The organism is Prosthecomicrobium pneumaticum (assembly GCF_014199915.1).
In the GTDB taxonomy this organism is placed as follows: domain Bacteria; phylum Pseudomonadota; class Alphaproteobacteria; order Rhizobiales; family Kaistiaceae; genus Prosthecomicrobium; species Prosthecomicrobium pneumaticum.
Genome location: NZ_JACHOO010000016.1, coordinates 1 through 17,208, shown reverse-complemented (window position 1 = coordinate 17,208; position 17,208 = coordinate 1). Strand labels below are relative to the sequence as shown.

The 17,208-nt window shown below is 69.4% G+C and carries 17 protein-coding genes and 1 other RNA gene; 8 read left to right on the top strand and 10 right to left on the bottom strand.

Annotated elements, in window-relative coordinates; all coding sequences use genetic code 11:
* Nucleotides 1-87: 87 nt before the first annotated feature.
* Nucleotides 88-306 carry a hypothetical protein gene (locus GGQ63_RS21545; RefSeq protein WP_246429928.1) on the top strand — a complete coding sequence of 73 codons (219 nt, stop codon included), beginning with the start codon at nucleotides 88-90 and terminating at the stop codon, nucleotides 304-306.
* An 82-nt stretch (nucleotides 307-388) separates the two neighbouring features.
* On the opposite strand, the gene GGQ63_RS21540 is transcribed toward GGQ63_RS21545, so the two are convergent.
* From GGQ63_RS21540 to GGQ63_RS21530, 3 genes are read right to left on the bottom strand one after another with little or no spacing between them, the layout of a single operon-like run.
* Nucleotides 389-1,261: a 50S ribosomal protein L11 methyltransferase gene (locus tag GGQ63_RS21540; protein ID WP_183858689.1), complete on the bottom strand. Its 873-nt coding sequence runs from the start codon at nucleotides 1,259-1,261 to the stop codon at nucleotides 389-391.
* 43 nt (nucleotides 1,262-1,304) lie between these two features.
* Nucleotides 1,305-1,490, bottom strand: coding sequence for a hypothetical protein (locus GGQ63_RS21535; protein ID WP_183858688.1), 186 nt, complete (start codon nucleotides 1,488-1,490; stop codon nucleotides 1,305-1,307).
* A 58-nt stretch (nucleotides 1,491-1,548) separates the two neighbouring features.
* Nucleotides 1,549-3,897: an ATP-dependent helicase gene (locus GGQ63_RS21530; protein WP_183858687.1), complete on the bottom strand. Its 2,349-nt coding sequence runs from the start codon at nucleotides 3,895-3,897 to the stop codon at nucleotides 1,549-1,551.
* Between the two features lie 156 nt (nucleotides 3,898-4,053).
* On the opposite strand from GGQ63_RS21530, the gene GGQ63_RS21525 reads away from it, so the two are divergent.
* From GGQ63_RS21525 to GGQ63_RS21510, 4 genes are all read left to right on the top strand, one after another.
* A complete protein-coding gene (locus GGQ63_RS21525) occupies nucleotides 4,054-4,326 on the top strand; it encodes a BrnT family toxin (protein ID WP_183858686.1) in 273 nt (90 codons plus the stop codon).
* Complete coding sequence (locus GGQ63_RS21520; protein WP_183858685.1) at nucleotides 4,286-4,612, top strand: BrnA antitoxin family protein; 327 nt, start codon at nucleotides 4,286-4,288, stop codon at nucleotides 4,610-4,612. The genes GGQ63_RS21525 and GGQ63_RS21520 overlap by 41 nt, the downstream gene beginning before the upstream one ends.
* Nucleotides 4,613-4,711: 99 nt before the next feature.
* Nucleotides 4,712-6,127 (top strand): FAD-binding oxidoreductase, encoded by a 1,416-nt coding sequence (locus GGQ63_RS21515; RefSeq protein ID WP_183858684.1) that lies wholly within the window; start codon nucleotides 4,712-4,714, stop codon nucleotides 6,125-6,127.
* 13 nt (nucleotides 6,128-6,140) lie between these two features.
* Nucleotides 6,141-10,592, top strand: a complete 4,452-nt coding sequence (locus GGQ63_RS21510) for an AsmA family protein (RefSeq protein WP_183858683.1) — start codon at nucleotides 6,141-6,143, stop codon at nucleotides 10,590-10,592.
* 69 nt (nucleotides 10,593-10,661) lie between these two features.
* Here GGQ63_RS21510 and GGQ63_RS21505 read toward each other — a convergent pair whose 3' ends face one another.
* The 7 genes from GGQ63_RS21505 to GGQ63_RS21475 form a co-directional block, all read right to left on the bottom strand.
* Nucleotides 10,662-11,156 carry a dihydrofolate reductase gene (locus GGQ63_RS21505; RefSeq protein WP_183858682.1) on the bottom strand — a complete coding sequence of 165 codons (495 nt, stop codon included), beginning with the start codon at nucleotides 11,154-11,156 and terminating at the stop codon, nucleotides 10,662-10,664.
* Entirely contained in the window at nucleotides 11,156-11,668 is a 513-nt protein-coding gene (locus tag GGQ63_RS21500) for a TIGR00645 family protein (protein ID WP_183858681.1), read from the bottom strand. The genes GGQ63_RS21505 and GGQ63_RS21500 overlap by 1 nt, the downstream gene beginning before the upstream one ends.
* Nucleotides 11,669-11,726: 58 nt before the next feature.
* Nucleotides 11,727-12,206: a GNAT family N-acetyltransferase gene (locus tag GGQ63_RS21495; RefSeq protein ID WP_183858698.1), complete on the bottom strand. Its 480-nt coding sequence runs from the start codon at nucleotides 12,204-12,206 to the stop codon at nucleotides 11,727-11,729.
* Between the two features lie 13 nt (nucleotides 12,207-12,219).
* A complete protein-coding gene (locus GGQ63_RS21490; RefSeq protein WP_183858680.1) occupies nucleotides 12,220-12,606 on the bottom strand; it encodes a hypothetical protein in 387 nt (128 codons plus the stop codon).
* Nucleotides 12,585-12,878, bottom strand: a complete 294-nt coding sequence (locus GGQ63_RS21485) for a DNA-binding protein (protein ID WP_183858679.1) — start codon at nucleotides 12,876-12,878, stop codon at nucleotides 12,585-12,587. Before GGQ63_RS21485 ends, GGQ63_RS21490 begins: the two co-directional genes overlap by 22 nt.
* 142 nt (nucleotides 12,879-13,020) lie before the next feature.
* Nucleotides 13,021-13,815: a thymidylate synthase gene (locus GGQ63_RS21480; RefSeq protein ID WP_183858678.1), complete on the bottom strand. Its 795-nt coding sequence runs from the start codon at nucleotides 13,813-13,815 to the stop codon at nucleotides 13,021-13,023.
* Nucleotides 13,816-13,918: 103 nt separating this feature from the next.
* Nucleotides 13,919-15,130 (bottom strand): multidrug effflux MFS transporter, encoded by a 1,212-nt coding sequence (locus GGQ63_RS21475; protein WP_183858677.1) that lies wholly within the window; start codon nucleotides 15,128-15,130, stop codon nucleotides 13,919-13,921.
* Between the two features lie 188 nt (nucleotides 15,131-15,318).
* Between GGQ63_RS21475 and GGQ63_RS21470 the strand changes: the two genes are divergently transcribed.
* The 3 genes from GGQ63_RS21470 to GGQ63_RS21460 all read left to right on the top strand — a co-directional run bounded on the left by GGQ63_RS21470 (nucleotide 15,319) and on the right by GGQ63_RS21460 (nucleotide 16,959).
* A complete protein-coding gene (locus GGQ63_RS21470) occupies nucleotides 15,319-15,996 on the top strand; it encodes a TetR/AcrR family transcriptional regulator (RefSeq protein ID WP_183858676.1) in 678 nt (225 codons plus the stop codon).
* Nucleotides 15,997-16,022: 26 nt separating this feature from the next.
* Nucleotides 16,023-16,378, top strand: a transfer-messenger RNA (tmRNA) gene (gene ssrA, locus GGQ63_RS21465).
* Between the two features lie 50 nt (nucleotides 16,379-16,428).
* Nucleotides 16,429-16,959: an SspB family protein gene (locus tag GGQ63_RS21460; RefSeq protein ID WP_183858675.1), complete on the top strand. Its 531-nt coding sequence runs from the start codon at nucleotides 16,429-16,431 to the stop codon at nucleotides 16,957-16,959.
* Nucleotides 16,960-17,208: the final 249 nt, after the last annotated feature.

Below are 17,208 nucleotides of genomic sequence, written 5' to 3'. Positions count from 1 at the left end.
ATGCGGATGGGTGCCTGCCTCGATCCGCCGCGAAGGCCTATCTTGCCATCGTCAGGGAACACTCACCCGGAAAAGGAAGACGAGGCAATGATGGCAGCGTCCTATGGCGAGATCGGCATGGCTGCCGCCGCCCGCGGCCACGGCGTCGTGCGGCGGGCGGCGGCCCGCATGAACCATGCGCGCGAGCGGCAGATGCCGCGTTACGTCAACGGCTACCAGCTCTCGCTCGACGATGCGTCGCTGGCGACCTTCGGTTTCGATCGCGAGACGCTGGAGCGGGCCTTCGCCGCCGGCTCGCCGATCTGACGATCGCACGGAACGGGATTTTCGGAAGGGCGGTGCGGCGACGCGCCGCCCTTTCGCATTTCGCGGATGCGCGTCCGGCGTCTCAGCGGCCCTTTTCGAGCACCAGAGTCAGCCAGCCGTCGCGCGCATCGGCGCGGGCGAGACGCAGGCCCTGGCGGCGATAGGCCGCGACGACGCGCGGCCCCTGCTCGGTCAGAAGACCCGACAGCACGACGGTCGCCCGCGGCGCGAGACGGCGGGCGAGCGGCGCGGAGAGCGCGACGAGCGGTCCGGCGAGGATGTTGGCGACGACGAGATCGAAGGGCGCCCGCGCGGTGAAGACCGGATGGCCGAAGCCGGCCGCGACCGCCGTCTCGACGAGCGGGCCGACGCCGTTCAGCCGCGCGTTCTCGTGTGCAACGGCGACCGCCACCGGGTCGATATCGGTCGCGAGTACCTTCCGCTTCCAGGCCTTCGCCATCGCGATGGCGAGCACGCCGGTTCCCGTGCCGAGGTCGAGGATGCGGGCATAGCGCCGCGCCTTGCCGAGCGCGTCGATGGCGAGGAGGCAGCCGGCCGTCGTGCCGTGATGGCCGGTGCCGAAGGCGAGGCCCGCCTCGATCTCGATCGCGATGTCGGCGATGCCCGCCTTGTCGCGGTCATGGCTGCCATGGACGAGGAAGCGGCCGGCGCGGACCGGCTTCAGCCCTTCGAGCGACTTCGCGACCCAGTTCTCGTCCGGCAGTTCGGTGAAGATGAAGGCGGGCGCATCCGGGCCGAGCACCGCTTCGGTGAGCGCGCCGAGCGCCGCCTCGTCGAGCGCGTCCTCGTGATAGATCTCGACCGTCCAGGAGCCGTCCTTCTGTTCGGTCGTGGCGACCGTCGGCCAGCCCAGTTCGTCACTGTCGCTGATCGCCTCGGCGAGGCGGTTGGCGATCTTCTCGGTCGGGACGGGCAATGTGGCGAGGCGGGTCATGGCCCCCGCTTATGGCGGAAGCCGGAGCGTCTGTCACCGGGCTTCAGGGCTGCCCGGCGGTCCGCTCGATGGCGGCCTTTTCGCGCTCCGGATCGTCCGGTGCCGGCGGGTCGGCGGGGGCCTTGCCCTCGCCGGCCGAGCGGCGCGCCAGCTCGCGGTCGACCGTCTCGCGGCCGCCCTCATCCGGCTGATCCTTGAAGTGCTGCGGCCGTTCGGGTGTCTCGGACATCCTGTCCTCCTCGCGCCCGGCCCCTCTATCGAAGTGCCGGCCGGAGCGGAGGTTCCCGTCAGGCCGCCGTCACGAAGCTGTCGACCACCTTCTTCTGCCCGGCCTTGTCGAAATCGATGGTCAGCTTGTTGCCCTCGATCGCCGCGACGTCGCCATAGCCGAACTTGTCGTGGAAGACGCGGTCGCCCACCGAATAGGCGGAGCGCGAGCCGGTCGATTTGGCGATCAGCTCGCCCTCGATCAGCCGGACCGAGGAGCGGGGCGCCGGCTTCGGCCCGCCGCGGTTCGACTGGGCGCGCTGCCAGCCGGGGGTCGAATAGCTGTTCTGGAACGGATCGGCACGATCGAAGCGGCTCGCGCCGTAATTGCCGATGCCGCCGACATTGTAGCCGCCATAGGACGATGTCTGCTCGACCACGTCGACATGCGCCTCCGGCAATTCGTCGAGGAAGCGCGACGGCACCGTCGATTGCCACAGGCCGTGGATGCGCCGGTTCGAGGCGAACCAGATCAGCGCCCGCTTCTTCGCCCGGGTGATGCCGACATAGGCGAGCCGGCGCTCCTCCTCGAGCCCGGCGCGGCCGCTTTCGTCGAGCGCGCGCTGATGCGGGAAGAGGCCTTCCTCCCAACCCGGCAGGAACACGGTCTCGAATTCGAGGCCCTTCGCCGAATGGAGCGTCATGATCGACACGGCATCCGTGCCTTCCGCGCCGTCGCGGTCCATGACGAGGGCGATGTGCTCGAGGAAGGCCGGCAGCGATTCGAACTCCTCCATCGAGCGGACGAGTTCCTTGAGGTTCTCGAGCCGGCCCGGCGCGTCGGCCGAGCGGTCCTGCTGCCACATCTCGGTGTAGCCGGACTCCTCGAGGATCATCTCGGCGAGCTCGGTGTGCTTCATCGTCTCGGCCGCCGCGCTCCAGCGGCCGAGCGCGGCGACGAGGCCGGAGAGCGCCGTGCGCGCCTTCGCCTTGATCTCCTCGGTCTGGAGCAACTCGTCGGCGGCGAGCGTCAGCGGGATCTGGCGCCGGCGGCCGTGCTCGGCGATCAGTTTGAAGGAGGTCTCGCCGATGCCGCGCTTCGGCACGTTGACGATCCGCTCGAAGGCGAGGTCGTCGGCCGGCTGCACCACGACGCGGAAATAGGCGAGCGCGTCGCGGATCTCCTGCCGCTCATAGAAGCGCGGGCCGCCGATCACCCGGTAGGGCAGGCCGAGCGTGATGAAGCGGTCTTCGAAGGCGCGCATCTGGAACGAGGCGCGCACCAGGATCGCCATCTCGTCGAGCTTCTGGCCACGCTTCTGGAGCTGCTCGATCTCCTCGCCGATCGCGCGCGCCTCCTCGTCCTGGTCCCAGGACGAGGCGACCGTGACCTTCGGCGCCTCCGGATCGGCGTGCTCGGTGAACAGCGTCTTGCCGAGCCGGCTCTCATTGTGGGCGATGAGATGCGAGGCGGCGGCGAGGATGTGGCTCGTCGAGCGGTAATTGCGTTCGAGCCGGATCACGGTGGCGCCGGGAAAATCCTTCTCGAAGCGCAGGATGTTGTCGACCTCGGCGCCGCGCCAGCCATAGATCGACTGGTCGTCGTCGCCGACGCAGCAGACGTTCTTGCGGCCCTGCGCGAGCAGGCGCAGCCAGAGATACTGCGCGACATTGGTGTCCTGGTACTCGTCGACCAGGATGTAGCGGAAGCGCTCGTGATAATCGCGCAGCACGTCCGGCTGTTCGCGGAAGAGCCGCAGGTTCTCGAGCAGCAGGTCGCCGAAATCGCAGGCGTTGAGGACCTTCAGCCGTTCCTGATAGAGCGCGTAGAGCGCGACGCCGCGGCCGTTCGCGAAGGCGCCGCCTTCGCCGGGCGGCACGTCCTTCGGCGTCAGGCCGCGATTCTTCCAGCCGTCGATCAGGATTGCGAGCTGCCGCGCCGGCCAGCGCTTCTCGTCGAGATTCTCCGCCTGGATCACCTGCTTCATCAGGCGGATCTGGTCGTCGGTGTCGAGAATGGTGAAGTTCGGCTTCAGGCCGACGAGCTCGGCATGGCGGCGCAGGATGCGGACGCCGATCGAGTGGAAGGTGCCGAGCCAGCTCATGCCCTCGACCGACTGGCCGATCAGCTCGCCGATCCGGTGACGCATCTCGCGCGCCGCCTTGTTGGTGAAGGTGACCGCGAGGATCTGGCTCGGCCAGGCCTTCTGTGTGGCGAGGAGATGGGCGATGCGGGTCGTCAGCACCCGCGTCTTGCCGGTGCCGGCGCCGGCGAGCACGAGCACCGGCCCCTCCGTCGTCTCGACCGCCAGCCGCTGCTCGGGGTTGAGCCGGGCGAGATAGCCGGGCTCGGCGGCACGCACGCCGAGCGCCCGCGCGGCGATGCCGCCGGGGCGGGGCAGAGGGGGAGTGGAGTCGTGCGAGGTCATGGGCGGACGGGGCTCTGCGGAGAACACCCCGGCCGGCGATTCGCGGCCGTGAACATTTCGCGAATATGGCGCCTCGCCCCGCTCGATTCCAGCGTGCGGGACGGGAATGATGGGCTTTGAAACACCGCGGAATTATCGTATATACGGATAAAGCGGATGCGCATCACCTTCGATCCCGTGAAGCGGGAGAGGACGCTCGCGGAGCGGGGGCTCGATTTTTGGGACGCGGCGCTGGTGTTCGCGGGGCCGGTCTACGAGATCGAGGACACGCGGCGCGATTATGGCGAGCGCCGGATCATGTGCTTCGGCTTGCTTCACGGCCGCCTGACGGTCGTCGGCTATGTCGAGCGTGACGGGAATCGCCATGTCTTTTCGATGAGGAAGGCCAATGACCGCGAGAAAGCACGCCATTTCCACCAGCTTCGATGAGCAACCGATCGGCAGCGACCTTGCGAAGGTCGACGCCCATGTGATCCAGCCCGAGGAATATGACGAACTGCCGGAATGGACCGACGAGATGTTCGAGCGGGCCGACTTCCTGATCGGCGGCAAGCTCGTCCGGCGCGGCCGGCCGCGGGCCGAGGCGCCGAAGAAGGCGATCAGCATCCGCCTCTCGCAGGACGTGCTCGACGCCTTCAAGGCGGAGGGGCCGGGCTGGCAGACGCGGATCGACGCGGCGCTGCGCGACTGGCTCGCCGGCCGCGGCCGGGGCTGATCGCGCGGCATATTCCGCTGCCGCCCAAGGAATGCTTCCGTCGCCCCTGCCGCATTTGCTAACTTGCCGCCACGACGAAGGTTCAGGAGGAGTACGACCTTGAGCGTGGCAGCCGCGATCGGCGAGGAGGGGCGCACCGACGCCCGGCGGAGCATCGCGCTCGACCTGCTCGAGAAGCGCTTCGGCAATCGGTTCTCGCGCGGCGCCGAGGTGCGGCGCCAGCATGCGAACACCACCAACTGGCTGCCGAATCAGCCGCCGGACGCCGTCGTCTTCGCGCAGTCGACCGCCGAGGTCGCCGAGATCGTCCGCCTCTGCCACGACCATCGCGTGCCGGTCATCCCGTTCGGCACCGGCACCTCGCTCGAGGCGCATGTCAACGCACCGTTCGGCGGCGTCTCGATCGACCTCTCCGGCATGAACCGGATTCTCGCCGTCCATGCCGAGGATCTCGACGCCACCGTCGAGGCGGGCGTCACCCGCACGCAACTGAACGCCGCGGTGCGCGACAGCGGCCTGTTCTTCCCGATCGATCCCGGCGCCGACGCCTCGCTCGGCGGCATGGCGGCGACCCGCGCCTCCGGCACCAATGCGGTGCGCTACGGCACGATGCGCGAGAACGTCGTCTCGCTGACCGCGGTGATGGCCGACGGCACGATCGTGCGCACGGCGAGCCGGGCGAAGAAATCCTCCGCCGGCTACGATCTCACCCGGCTGCTCGTCGGCTCGGAAGGCACGCTCGGCGTGATCACCGAGCTCACTTTGCGCCTGCAGGGCCTGCCGGAGGCGATCGCCGCCGGCGTCTGCGCCTTCCCCTCGATCGAAGCGGCCTGCAACGCCGTCATCCTGACGATCCAGTCGGGCATTCCGGTCGCCCGCATCGAGCTCGTCGACGCGCTGCAGATCCGCGCCGCCAACGCCTTTTCCAAGCTCGACCTGCCGGAGGCACCGCACCTCTTCGTCGAGTTCCACGGCTCGCACGCCTCGGTCGCCGAGCAGGCCGAGGCGTTCGGCGCCATCGCGGCGGAGTTCGAGGCGGGGACCTTCGTCTCGGCGACCCGGCCCGAGGACCGCACCAAGCTCTGGCAGGCCCGGCACGACGCCTATTTCGCCGCGCTCGGACTGCGGCCCGGCTCGTCGATGATCGCCACCGATGTCTGCGTGCCGATCTCCCGGCTCGCCGAATGCGTGGGCGAGACCCGCGCCGATCTCGACGCCGAGGGCTTCATCGCGCCGATCGTCGGCCATGTCGGCGACGGCAATTTCCATGTCAGCCTGCTGATCGACCGCGACAGCCACGACGAGGTCGAGCGTGCCGAGGCCTTTCTCGGCCGGCTCAACGACCGGGCGATCGCCATGGAGGGGACCTGCACGGGCGAGCACGGCATCGGGCAGGGCAAGCGCAAGTTCATGCTGCGCGAGCACGGCGCGGCGCTCGGGCCGATGCGGGCGATCAAGGCCGCCCTCGATCCGCTCGGGATCATGAACCCCGGCAAGATCCTGCCCGAGGCATGATCCCCGCGGCGGCATGGCGGAGGGGGTCCTGAACAGGCTCTACCTCACGATCGGCGGCCTGATCGTCGCGATTCTCTTCGCGGCGCTGATCGTGCCATGGTTCGTCGACTGGAACGCCTGGCGGACCGCCTTCGAGCACGAGGCCGAGAAAGTGCTCGGCCAGCCCGTTACCGTGGTCGGCAGCGCGGATGCCTCGCTGCTGCCGATGCCCTCCGTCGTGTTCACCGATGTGCGCGTCGGCGGCACCGCGGAGCGGCCGATGATGACGGTCGCCCGCTTCTCGGCGCATCTCGAACTGATCCCGCTCCTGACCGGCACCTTCAAGTTCGTCGACATGACGATCGAGCAGCCGGAGCTGCGCATCACCGTCGATGCCGAGGGCCGGCCGGACTGGGGCAGGCGGAGCGCCACGGCCGAACCCGTCGATCCCGACGCGCTGACGCTCGAGCGCCTCGACATCGTCGACGGCCGCATCGATTACGAGGATGCGCAGAACGGCGCGGCATTCTCGATCGGCTCGGTCAATGCCGCAGTCGAGGCGCAGTCGCTGCTCGGCCCGTGGAAGGTCGATGGCGGCGCGCGGATCGCCGGCGTGCCGGTCACGTTCCGTCTCGCCACCGGGCGCGTGCTCGACAATGGCTCGCTCCGCGTCAAGCTCGACGCCAACCCCGCCTCGATGCCGATCGCCATCACCGCCGACGGCCCGATCGCCGTCGGCCCGGAAGGCATGCGCTGGCAGGGCGATTTCGTGCTGTCGAAGCTCGCCGCGCTCGCCGATGGCCGCAGCGCGCCGCGCGCCCTGTGGCGCACGGACGGCAAGTTCGAACTGACCCCGGGGCATCTGCGCCTGCCGTCGCTCGCCTATGCGGAGCTCGATTCGCCGCGGCCGCTGTCCTTTACCGGTGTGCTTTCGGTCGCGCTCGGCGCCGAGCCGAACTTCGAAGGGCTGCTTCAGGCCCGCCAGATCGATCTCGACGGATCGATGGGGAAGGACACCGGACGGGCGGCCGGCGTTGCGCCCGGCGTATCGAGCCTCGTCGCGCTGATGCGCACGATCCCGCTGCCGGGCATTCCCGGCGAGATCCGGGTCGATGTGCCGGGCATCGTGATCGGCGGGTCGGTCGTCCAGAATGTCGGCTTCAACGCCCGCCCGGCGGCACAGGGCTGGCGGATCCGCGGGCTCGACGCGGAGCTGCCGGGCCGCACGCGGGTGAGCGCGAGCGGTCTCGTCGTCACCGCCGGACCGCCGCGCTTCGTCGGCGTTGCGCGGCTCTCCTCGGCCCAGCCCAATCTCTTCGCCGCCTGGTGGCGCGGCACCGCGCCGACCGAGCCGCTGGTGCCTTTCGATATGGGCGGCACCGTCGACATCGCAGCGGGTGCGGTCTCGATCAAGAAGATCGACGCACGGCTCGACAGCGGTACGCTCGGCGGCGAGATCGACTGGGCGGCGGCCGATGGCGGCCGGCTCGGTCTGCGGCTGACCGCCGACCGGCTCGATCTCGACGATGCGCGCGGGATCGTCGCGCTGTTCGGCGGCGAGAGCCTGCTCGCCGGCGGCGGCGCGCACGCGGTCAGTCTCGACATCGAGGCGCAGAGCGTTGCGCTCGCCGGCCTGTCGCTCGAAGGTGTGGCGATCAAGGGCGGCTTCGCCGGCGGTACCCTGACCGTCGATCAACTCCGTGTCGCCGATCTCGCCGGTGCGGGAATCGAAGGATCGGGTGCGATCAAGGACGTTCTCGGCGCACCCGCCGGCGCTCTGAAGGCGAAGATCGATGCGCGCTCGGCGCTCGGCGCCGCCGCCCTCGTCGAGCGGCTCTTCCCCGGCAGCCGGGTGGCGCGCTGGTTTTCCGCCGCCGCGCCCGATCTCGGCGGCGCGACGCTCACGGCGGGTCTCGAGGCCGCGCCGGTCGAGGGCGGCGGCACCAAGGCGACGGTCACGCTCGCGGGTACCGCCGGCGGCACGGCGATCGACACCGCGCTCCATTTCGAGGGCCGCCTCGCCGACTGGCCGGAGGGCTCCGCCAAGGTGGAGGCGGTGCTCCGCAATCCGGCCTCGGACGCCTTGCTGCGCCAGTTCGGCGTTCCCGCACTGCCGATCGATGCCGGACCCGCCGAGGTCTCGGTGACGCTCGAGGGCGTGCCGGCGAAAGGGATGGAGGTCAAGGCCGAGAACGGCCGGATAGCCGGGCTCGGCTTCGACCTCGGCGGCGTGCTGTCGCTCGAGGAGAGCGGCTGGCCTGCGCTGTCCAGCGCCCCGGTCCGGCTCTCGGGCGCGGATGCGACCGATCTTCTCGCTCTCCTCGGCGTCTCCCTGCCCGGCGAGGGCGGCGCGCTGCCGGTCGATGTCGCGGGCAAGGCGAGCGCCAACTGGTCGAGCGGGTCGCTCACCCTCCAGCAGGCCTCGGTTGCCGGCAGCCGTGTGTCGGGCGTGCTCGATCTCGGCTTCCTCGGCGGCCGGCCGCGCATCGCCGGCCGTCTCGCGATCGACCGCGCGGCCGCGGGCTTCCCGCTCGCCGTCGCGCTCGGCATGCCGCCCGATCCACTCGGCGACGCGGGCGTCTGGTCCGCTGCAACCTTCGGCCGGCCCGCGGTCGATGCCTTCGATCTGGCGGTCGATCTCGCCGTCGAGCGCCTCGACATCCTGGATAACATCGAGATCGCCAACGCCGCCGGTTCGCTCTCCCTGTCCGGCGGGGACGCCGCGCTGACCCTGAAGAGCGGCGATTTCGCCGGCGGCAAGGTCAAGGGCGCGATGCGGGTCGCCAACCCCGAGGGCGACGCGACGGCTGCCGGCCACATCGAGATCGACGGTGCGCAGCTCTCCGAACTGGTCTGGCAGAGGGAGGGCCGGTCGGTCGCCGACGGCACGCTCGATCTGCGCGCCAATTTCCAGGGCACCGGGCGTTCGGTCACCGCCCTCGTCTCGACGCTGTCGGGCGATGGCTCGCTGCGCATTGCGGACGGCGTCGCCCGCTACGTCAATCCGGAAGCGTTCGGCACCGTCATGCGCGCCGCCGACCGCGGCCAGGAACTGTCCGAGGACGCGATCCGCGAACTGTTCCGCGCCCATCTCGACGCCGGAACCTTGCCCTTCCGCTCCGCCGAGGGCGTGTTCACCATCGCCGCCGGCACGGTGCGGGCGCAGAATATCGCCGTCGATGCCGATGCCGCCGCGACGATCGGCGGCGCATCGGTCGACCTCAACCGGATGACGCTGGACAGCCAATGGACGCTGACGGTCGATCCGGGCGAGGCCGACAAGGTCGCCGGCGCCGTGCCGCAGGTCGATCTCACCTTTGCCGGACCGCTCGACGCGCCCGAGCGGCGGATCAGCGTCGCCGCGCTCGCCGGCTACATCCTCGTCCGCCGGCAGGAGAAGCTGCTCGAAGAGGTCGAGCGGCTGGAGACCGAACGGATCGAACAGGGCCGGCTCGGCCGCATGGTCCGGCTCTATCGCGAGGCGGCGGAGCGCCGCGCCGAAGAGGCCGCGGCGGCCGAGAAGGCCCGCCAGGAAGAGGCCGAGCGCCAGCGGATAGAAGAGGAGGCGCGCATCGCCCGCGAGGCCGAGGCTGCCCGCATCGCCGCGGAAGAGAAGGCTCGCGCCGAAGAGGAGGCCCGCCGCAAGGCCGAGGCCGACCGTATCGCGGCGGAGAAGGCGGAAGCCGAGCGCAAGGCGGCGGAAGTGAAGGCGCGGGCGGTCGAGGAAGCCCGCCGCAAGGCCGAGGCGGCCCGCCTCGCCGCCGAGAAGGCCGAAGCCGAGCGTCTGGCGGCGGAGAAGGCGGAAGCCGAGCGCAAGGCCGCCGAAGCAAAGGCACGGGCGGAAGAGGAAGCGCGCCGCAAGGCCGAGGCCGACCGGCTCGCGGCCGAGAAGGCAGAGGCCGACCGGCTCGCGGCGGAGAAGGCGGAAGCCGAGCGCAAGGCGGCGGAAGCGCAGGCGCGCGCCGAGGAGGAGGCGCGTCGAAAGGCCGAGGCCGACCGTATCGCCGCGGAGAAGGCCGAGGCCGATCGCCGCGCACGCGCAGCGGAAGAGCGGGTCGCTCCATCGTCCTCCGGCGCGCCGGCGGCGGAGGCGTCGCCGGAACCGGACACCGGCTTCGTCGATCGCATCCGCGAGGCGATCGAAAGAGCGGACGAAGGCCCGGTCGCGCGCGAGGCGGATGATGCGGCGGGGCCCGACCCCGACGCCCCGCAGGGCGACGCGGCGACGACGGGACCCGGGCCGTCCGGACAGGCGAGCGAACCGCCGCGGGGAACCGCCCCGTCGGGATCATCGGCCCCGCCGGACCCAACGCCCGCCGCCGGCTCCGACCTGCCGCCGCCCGTTGCCGCGGCCCCCCCTCCGGCCGCTCCGGAGCCCGATCCGCCGCCGCCGCCCCGTCGTCCAGCGCGGCCGGCCGTCGGCGAGCCGATGCCTCTGATCCCGCAGGACTTCCGGATTCCGCAGGAGTTCCCGACCCAGCCTTGAGGCGACCGCCCCTGTGTTTCCGGAGGAGGGGGGCGCGGCACCGCCGCGCCGGCGGAGCGTGAGCGGGTCCTATGCCGGCCGGCGCCGCTCGTAGACGACATAGCGTGTCGCCGCCGAATCGCGTTCGCCGGCGGCGATGTCTTCGGACGAGACGACGGCCCATTCTGCCGGATCGATCGCCGGGAAGTGCGCATCGCCCTCCGGTTCGGCCTCGACATGGGTGATGTAGAGACGGTCGGCGCGCGGCAGGAACAGGCGATAGACCTCGCCGCCGCCGATCACCATCGCCTCCTCGGCCCCCGCCGCCGCATCGAGCGCCGCGTCCGGTCCATCGACTGCGATCAGGCCGGGCGCCGCGAAGCCGGCATCGCGGGTGATGACGATGTTCATCCGCTCCGGCAACGGCCGGCCGATCGCGGCGAAGGTCTTGCGGCCCATGATCACCGGCTTGCCCGATGTCAGCCGGCGGAAGCGCTTCAGGTCGGTCGACAGCCGCCACGGCATCTCGCCGTCGCGGCCGATCACGCCGTTCCGTGCCACGGCGGCGATCAGGGCGAGCCGCATCAGCCCACCTTGCTGCTCTTGCCGACGTTCGATATCCGGTCAACCCACGCGAGCAGCAGTGCCGAGACGACGAAGATCATGTGCAGGATCGCATACCACATGATCTTGTCGTTCGTGTACTGGTTCGCATTCATGAAGATCTGGAGCAGGTGGATCGACGAGATGGCGACGATCGACGAGGCAACCTTGATCTTCAGGCTGCCGGCGTCGAGCTTGCCGAGCCAGGACAGCTCGGTGCCGGCATTGTCGAGCTTGCTGACATAATTCTCGTAGCTGGAGATCATCACCATCACGACGAGGCTGGCGACGAGCGCCGCGTCGATCAGGCCGAGCATGGCGAGGATCATGTCGGCCTCGTCATAGACGAAGACGTTCTGCGCCACCTTGAGGAATTTGTAGCCGAAGGAGACGGCGTAGAGCACGAGCGCGAGGCCGAGGCCGAGATAGAAGATCACGAGCAGCCAGCGGGCCGACATGATCAGCTTTTCGAGAAAGGCTTCGAAGGACCGCATGGCATCACCGGCGTGGGAGGAAGGCGCGGCTCGTTGGTGCCTTCGCTTTCGCGCCGCGTCAATCACCCGCGAGACGGGTGAGCGCCGCACCCTCGACGCGGCAGCTCCGCCAGTCGTCGAGGATCCTCGCGCCCTGCGCCGTATAGAAGGCGATCGCCGGGGCGTTCCAGTCGAGCACGTTCCATTCGAAGCGGGCGAGGCCTTCGGCGACGCAGCGCCGCGCCAGATGGGCGAGCAGCGCCTTGCCGACTCCGCCGCCGCGATGCTCGGGCTCCACGAACAGGTCTTCGAGCCAGAGGCCGTGGCGGCCGCGAAAGGTCGAGAAGGTGTAGAACCACAGCGCGAAGCCGACCGGCGCGCCGTCGCGCTCCGCGAGATCGCAGAAGACGCGCGGCTGCGGCCCGAACAGCGCGGCGCCGAGATCGGCGGCGGTCGCATCGACCTCGTGCGCCAGCTTCTCATAGACGGCGAGGCCGCGGACCAGCGCGTAAACGGTCTCCTCGTCGCCCGGCCGGGCAGGGCGGATGGTGAGGGTCATGGCCATTGGCGCCTCACGGCCGGTAGGCGAGAACGATCGCCTTTTCAATGAAGCGGCCGCTGCCATAGAGGCCGTCGAGCTCCCGCGGAAGCCGGTCGCCGGGTTTCACATAGGGGGCTATGGCCACGAGGACAGGATCGTCCATTCCGACGACGGAATAGTCGACCCTGTGGCGCTCGGGCAGCACTTCGCTGTGTTCCGAGAGGGTCCATGCGACCTTGATCATGGGGCGGAGCCGGTCGGACGACAGCTCCCGCGGAACGAGGAAGAGCCGCCAATCATTCTCGTCGACGAGCGCCCAGACAGCGGCTCGCAGTGGAAGCTCCCCTTCGCGGTCGAGCAGGTCGACGAGCTTCTCGACTGTCCCGAGGGCAGGGGCTAGAGCTGCGACATCAACCATTGCATCACACCGTGATCCGGATCCTCGATGGCCCTCAGGAGATCATGCGCCTCCGCGCCGCGGTCAAGATAGCGGCTCCCCTCATTCCAGGCGAACACCGTTTGCCAGAAGGCAGCAAAAACGGGGTCTCGATCTTCGACCTCCGTACGCCTCGCGTCGAGCCCAGCCAGTTTCTGCAGGGACTTCAGATCATGGCTATAGAGATCGTTGACGAGCTTCTTGTTCGGGATCGTCTCGGCCTTGAACCGTTTGGCAAGGATCGCCTTCAACATCAGTTCGAGCCGGCGAGATAATAGGCGTTGGGGCGACGTCCGTTATCAAAGAGCAGGCGGGCATCTGCGATCTTCGCGCCCGCCATTGCGATCAGCTGGGTCCGATCGAGGTCCGCCATCCCTCACGCCTCCCCCGTCGCAATCACACCGCGACCGGTGCCCTGATCGCCGGCCACGGATCGTAGCCCTCGAGGACGAAATCCTCGTAGCGGAAGTCGAAGAGCGAGGTTCGTTCGGGGTTGAGTCTCATCGTGGGTAGAGGGCGCGGCGTGCGGGCGAGCTGCTCGTCGGCCTGTTCCAGATGGTTCGCGTAGAGATGGGCGTCGCCGAGCGTGTGGACGAAATCGCCCGGCGCGAGGCCGCTCACCTGCGCGATCATCATCGTCAGGAGCGCGTAGGCGGCGATGTTGAACGGCACGCCGAGGAAGATGTCGGCCGAGCGCTGGTAGAGCTGGCAGGAGAGCCGGCCTTCGGCGACATAGAACTGGAAGAGGGCATGGCAGGGCGGCAGCGCCATCTGGTCGACCTCGGCCGGGTTCCAGGCGGTGACGATCAGCCGGCGGGAAGCCGGACTGCGCCGGATCATCTCGACGACCTGCGCGATCTGGTCGATCGTGCCGCCGCCGGGCGTCGGCCAGGACCGCCACTGCGCGCCGTAGACCGGGCCGAGATCGCCATTCGCGTCGGCCCATTCGTCCCAGATGGTGACGCCGTTCTCGCGCAGATAGCGGATGTTGGTGTCGCCCGAGAGGAACCAGATCAGCTCGTGGATGATCGACTTCAGATGCACCTTCTTCGTCGTCACGAGCGGAAAGCCCTCGGCGAGGTCGAAGCGCATCTGGTGGCCGAAGACCGACAGCGTGCCGGTGCCGGTGCGGTCGCTCTTCGCGACGCCGTCCCGGCGCACCCGGGCCATCAGATCGAGATATTGCTGCATGGCGATGCGGCGCCCGCTGCCGGACGCCGCCCTTTTCGATTCGGATGCTCCACTCTAGCGCTTCGTCCCACCGTTTTGGGGGCGCCGCGCGATGGAGCATGGATCAGGCGGCGGGGACATCCACCGGACGTGGAACGCTCCGCCGGCCGAGCGTCAGCGCCGTGAGGGTGATCGTCAGCACGCCGCAGAGCGCGATCGCCGCCACCATCGGCAGGGCGGTGCCGTCGCTGAAGAGGCCGAGCAGCCCGACCATCACCGCGCCCGACACCATCTGCAGCGTGCCCATCAGGGCCGACGCCATGCCGGCGATCGGGCCGTGCTCCTCGAGCGCCAGCACCGCGGTCGTCGGAATGACGAGGCCGAGGAAGCCATAGCCGACGAAGAGGAAGGCGGCGAGCACCGGGAGGCTGCCGAGCCCGACGAGCCAGACGCCGAGGAGCGCGACGACGCTCGCCGCGAACAGCGCCGTCGCGGTGCGCACCACGCGGGGCAGGCCGAAGCGGCCGACGAACTGGCCGGTGAACTGCGACATCGCGAAGAACGACACCGCATTGAGCGAGAACATCAGGCTGTACTCGGTCGGCGTCAGGCCGTAATGGCCGATCAGGATGAAGGACGAATTGGCGAGATAGACGAAGAAGCTCGCAATGCCGAAGCCGCCGATCAGGGAGAGGCCGATGAAGTTGCGGTCGCGCAGCAACCGGCCATAGCCCGTGATGACGGCGCCGAACGTGCTGCCGAGCCGCTGTTCGGCCGGTCGCGTCTCGGGCAGCAGGGTGAGGACGAGCACGACGCCGGCGACACCGGCGAGGGCGACCGCCCAGAACACGGCACGCCAGCCCGACAGCGCGATCAGGATGCTGCCGGACAGCGGCGCGAGGATCGGCGAGATCGAAAAGACGAGCATGATCAGCGAAGTGAGCCTCGCCGCCTCGGCGCCGGTGTGGAGATCGCGGACGATGGCGCGCGGGATCACCATCGCCGCCGCGCCGCCGAGACCCTGAACGAAACGGAAGAGGTTGAGCGTCAGGATGTCGGGGGCGAGGGCCGCACCGACCGAGCCGACGAGAAAGAGCGCGAGCCCGATATAGAGCGGTCGCTTGCGCCCGAGCATGTCGGAGAGCGGGCCGAACAGGATCTGCGACACGGCGAAGCTGAGGAAGAAGGCGATCAGGCTCAGCTGCACCGCGCCGTCGTCGGCGCGAAGGTCGCGGCCGATCGTCGGCAGGGCGGGCAGATACATGTCGATGGCGAACGGCCCGACGGCGGTCAGGAGACCGAGCACGACGGCATTCCGCACGAATCCGCGGTTCATGACGCTTCTCTCAAAAGGGTGGCGCGGCGGGCGGGGGGAGGCCGGACGACGCGAAACGGGGACGGCGCCGCCGGGGAGGGGGGCGACGGCGGAGGTCGATGATGATTTTTGGACAAGCCTGTCCAATCGGTCAAGTGCAATTTGGACACGGTTGTCCAAGATCGAACGTCGGCTTATCTTGAACCCCGATGGAAGCCGAACTCGACCTGCCCCCCTGTCTGCCGGCGCGCGGCCATGCCGCGAAGCGCGACCGCATTCTGTCGGCCGCCCTCTCGGTGTTTTGCCGCGAAGGCTTCGCGGGTGCGAGCATCGACGCCATCGCCGCGGAGGCCGGCGTCTCGCGGCAGACCGTATACAACCATGCCGGCGACAAGGAAGGCCTGTTCGCGGCGATCGTCGCCGACATCACGGAGCGCTCGAACGCCGGTCTGATCGGCGCCCTTGCGACCTTCCCGAGCGGGGCGGTTGAGATCGAGGCGGCCCTTGCGACCTTCGGGCGCCGGCTCGTCAGCGGCTGCCTGTGCGACCGGAACGCGAAGGCGCTGCTGCGCCTCATTCATCTCGAGGGCCGCCGCTATCCGGACCTCTTCGCCTTCTGGCGGAGGAACGGCCCGGCCTTCGCCGAATCGGCGCTCGCCGCCCGCTTCGCCGCGCTCGGCCGCGACGGCGTGCTCGCGATCGACGACGCCGCGCTCGCCGCCCGGCAGTTCGTCGCGCTCGTCACGACCGAGTTCCAGTTCGCCCATCTGTTCGGTGACACGCCGGACGACGCCGAGATCGAACGGGCGGTCGGCGCGGCGGTGCGCACCTTCCTGCGCGCCTATCGCGCGCCGGGGGCCGAAAGCGGCCGGCTGGGGACGGATTAGCGGCAAAACCCTTCTGCGACGCCGAAGCGCTTTTCAGAACGGCCCCGCATCCCTATATTCGCAATGCCGGCGCGAGCCGGATATGGCGATAAACGGCCATCGTAATAAACCCTTCGGACCCGGGGGCGGTACCCGGCGCCTCCACCCGAGCCCATTCGAGAGAGTGGGTTCCGGCGGGGGCGAAATAGGATCGACGAGGGCGTAAAGGGTGGGCTTTCGCTCGGCATGGTTCCGCCGTTATCGGGCCGAACCTATAGTTGCGAATGACAACTATGCTCCGGTGGCTGTCGCCGCGTAAGCGGTGCCGGTACCGAAATCAAAGTCCTTGCGGGTAGCACTGTAAGGCGGGGTTCGGAGGCACCTGGCAACAGAAGCCTCCACTTCATCCGTCCGGCGCCCGCCGGATTTCGGACCGGCAATGACGAGACGTGAATGGCCGAGGATCTGATCCGCTACGACATCCTGGCCCAGGACGCGCTGCGCGGCGTGATCCGCAAGGTGCTCGCCGAGGTGGCCCGGACGGGCCTGCCGGGCGACCACCACTTCTACATCACCTTCGACACCCGGGCGCCCGGTGTTCGCCTCTCGACCCGGCTCGCCGCCCAGCACCCGCAGGACATGACGATCGTCCTGCAGCACCAGTTCTGGGACCTCGCCGTGACCGAGCACGCCTTCGAGGTCGGCCTTTCCTTCCACGGCGTGCCCGAGCGGCTGCTGATCCCCTTCACCGCGATCAAGGCCTTCCTCGATCCTTCCGTCGAGTTCGGCCTGCAGTTCGAGGTCGGCAAGTCCGAGGCGGAGGAGGAGGGCGACGGCCTGATGCAGGACGAGGCGGAGACCGAACCGGTCCTCCTCGACGCGCCGCGCGAGCCCGAGCCCGTCGAGCCGGCCCCCCGCGCCGAACCGGCCGCTGCCGGCAGCGCCGAAGTGGTCCGCCTCGACGCCTTCCGAAAGAAGAACTGACCGGCCGGGCGCAGAAGGCCCTCACCCCGGCCCTCTCCCGCCAAGCGCGAGAGGGGGAGCCCAGCGTCCGCGTTCGTCGCCCCGGCGCATCCTCGGGCGAAGGTCGGCACAGTCGGCTCCGCCCCCTCTCCCGCTTGCGGGAGAGGGCTTCGCCTCTTGGCGAGCTAAGCGAGGTTAGATGCGAAGGGTGAGGGTGCGCCTCTCTTCATCGATGAAGCGAAGAGCCCTCACCCTACCCTCTCCCGCGCG